General features: G+C 67.2%; 3 protein-coding genes. 1 reads left to right on the forward strand and 2 read right to left on the reverse strand.

Features of this window, described 5'->3' with window-relative positions:
• Positions 1 to 25: 25 nt before the first annotated feature.
• Positions 26 to 1,639 carry a carboxylesterase/lipase family protein gene (locus tag VJ655_RS20065; protein WP_324114211.1) on the forward strand — a complete coding sequence of 538 codons (1,614 nt, stop codon included), beginning with the start codon at positions 26 to 28 and terminating at the stop codon, positions 1,637 to 1,639.
• On the opposite strand, the gene VJ655_RS20070 is transcribed toward VJ655_RS20065, so the two are convergent.
• Entirely contained in the window at positions 1,620 to 1,775 is a 156-nt protein-coding gene (locus VJ655_RS20070) for a hypothetical protein (RefSeq protein WP_324114207.1), read from the reverse strand. The genes VJ655_RS20065 and VJ655_RS20070 overlap by 20 nt on opposite strands.
• A gap of 170 nt (positions 1,776 to 1,945) precedes the next feature.
• A partial coding sequence (locus VJ655_RS20075; RefSeq protein ID WP_324114209.1) for a flagellin occupies positions 1,946 to 2,511 on the reverse strand: 566 nt, incomplete at its 5' end.

Here is a 2,511-nt window from a genome sequence, read left to right on the forward strand (position 1 = left end):
TCGTCAGAAGCCGCCGGAGGAAACCATGGACGCCACCCGCCGCACCCTGATCACCGGGGCCGCCGCCCTGGCCGCCTACGCCGCCCTGCCAAGCGCCGGTTTCACGGCCGAGAAGCGCTCGCCGGTGGTCAAGACCACCAATGGCAAGGTGCGCGGCTATGTCGACGGCGCGGTCAGCGTCTTCAAGGGCCTGCGCTATGGCGCCGACACCGGCGGGACGCGCCGGTTCATGCCGCCGGTCAGGCCCGAGCCCTGGACCGACGTGAAGGACGCCGTGACCTACGGGCCGGCCTCGATGCAGACCGGCAGGGGCGAGGATGGCGAGACGCTGTCGGAGGACTGCCTGTTCCTCAACGTCTGGACCCCCGCCAAGCCGGGCAAGGCCGGGCTCGCGGACGGGGCCAAGCGGCCCGTGATGTTCTATATCCATGGCGGCGCCTATAATGGCGGCTCGGGCGCCAGCCCCTGGTACGAAGGGACCAAGCTGGCCAAGCGCGGCGACGTCGTGGTGGTGACGGTCAACCACCGCCTGAACGCCTTCGGCTATCTCTACCTGGCTCGCCTGTTCAATGATCCCAGCGTCGCCGACAGCGGCAACGCCGGCCAGTTGGATCTGGTGCTGGCGCTGCAGTGGGTGCGCGACAACATCGCAGCGTTCGGCGGCGATCCCGAGCGGGTGATGCTGTTTGGCCAGTCGGGCGGCGGGGCCAAGATCGCCACCCTGATGGCCATGCCCTCGGCCAAGGGTCTCTTCCATCGCGCCGCCACCATGAGCGGCCAGCAGGTCACCGTCGGCGGCCCGTTCAATGCGACCAAGCGCGCCAGGCTGTTCCTGGACAAGCTGGGCGTCAACGACCTGGCGGCCCTGCGCGCCCTGCCCGCGATCGAGATGCTGGCCGGCCTGAAGGCGGTCGATCCGGTCGCCGGATCGGGAGGGGTCTATATGGGCCCCGTCCTGGACGAGCGCAGCCTGACCCGCCATCCGTTCTTCCCCGACGCCTCGCCGCTCGGCCTGTCCGTACCGATGATGTGCGGCAACACCCACGACGAGACCAAGGGCTTCATCGGTTTGGACGCCTCGACCTTCCCGAAGACGTGGGACGAGGTGATCGCCAGGCTGCCGGGCCAGTTCAACGCCCGCATCGACATCGATCCCGAGACGGTCGTGACCTTCTACCGCCAGACCTATCCGAACTATTCGCCCTCGGACGTCTATTTCGCCGCCTCGACCGCCGGGCGCTCGTGGAAGGCCGCGATCATCCAGGCCGAGGAGCGGGCCCGCGCGGGCTCGCCGGCCTATGTCTACCAGGTGGACTGGAAGTCTCCGATCCAGGGCGGGATCTTCGGCGCGCCGCACACGATCGACATCGGCCTAGTGTTCGGAACGCTGGACGCCAAGGGTTCGATCGTCGGGACGGGGCCGGAGTCCGTGGCCATGTCGAACCTGATGAGCGACGCCTTCGTCAACTTCGCCCGCGCTAGCGACCCGAACGGCGGCGCCTTGCCGAAGTGGGAGCCCTACACACTGCCCCGCCGCCAGACGATGGTGTTCGACACCACCTCGCGCCTGGAGAACGATCCCCGCGGGGCCGAGCGCGAATTCTTCAATCGCGTGCCGTTCACTCAGTTCGGGACTTGATCTCGTAGGGCGGCGCCGGCGGCAGGTGCGCGACCAGGATCCTGGCCGCGAGATCGCCGTCGGACACGATCGGCGGCGGCTCGCCGAACACGGCCGACCACAGCTCGAGCCAGGCCTTTCGCTCCTCGTCGGTCACCAGGCCGCTCCTCTCGTCAGAGCGGAATGGTCAGCCCTAACAAAGGGTTGCTGGTTAACGGCGCGGTAACCACGAATAGGGTGCGGGTGACGGTCCCGATCGCCCAAAGAAAAAGGGGCGAGCCCGAAGGCTCGCCCCCAAGACCGACGCGAACGTCGGCGGTATCCGTCTTAGCGGAACAGGCTCAGGATCGACGAGCTCGAGGAGTTCGCGATCGACAGCGCCTGGATGCCCAGCTGCTGCTTGGTTTGCAGCGATTGCAGCTTGGCGCTTTCCTTGGCCAGGTCGGCGTCCACCAGGTTGCCGACGCCGGCGTCCAGGCTGTCTTGCAGCTTGCCGACGAAGGTCAGGTGGGTGTCGAGGCCCGACGAGGACGTGCCCAGCGAGGCCAGCTTGTTGGTGGCCGTGCCCAGAGCCTTGTCGATGCTGCTGATCATCGTCTTGGCCGTCGCCGCATCGGTGAAGGTCGAGCTGGTCGACAGACCCAGGCCGGCGAGGGTCAGGGTCTTGGCGTTCACGGTGAAGCCGGAGCCGTCCGAATTGGCCAGGAAGGTCAGCTTGGTGGTCGAGTTGTCGGCCAGGCTGATGCCGTTGAACTTGGCGTTCTTGGCGGCCTTTTCGACCTGGTCGCGCAGCGAGGTGAAGTCGGCTTGCAGCGCGTTGAACGAAGCGGTGTTCAGCGAGGTGTCGGAAGCGGCCAGGGCCTTTTCCTTCATCTTGCCGAGCAGGTCGTTGA

The organism is Caulobacter sp. (assembly GCF_035254145.1).
In the GTDB taxonomy this organism is placed as follows: domain Bacteria; phylum Pseudomonadota; class Alphaproteobacteria; order Caulobacterales; family Caulobacteraceae; genus Caulobacter.

Excerpts from the sequence above, each read along its gene's own strand:
- VJ655_RS20065 (WP_324114211.1), top strand. The coding sequence starts at position 26 with ATGGACGCCACCCGCCGCACCCTGATCACCGGGGCCGCCGCCCTGGCC.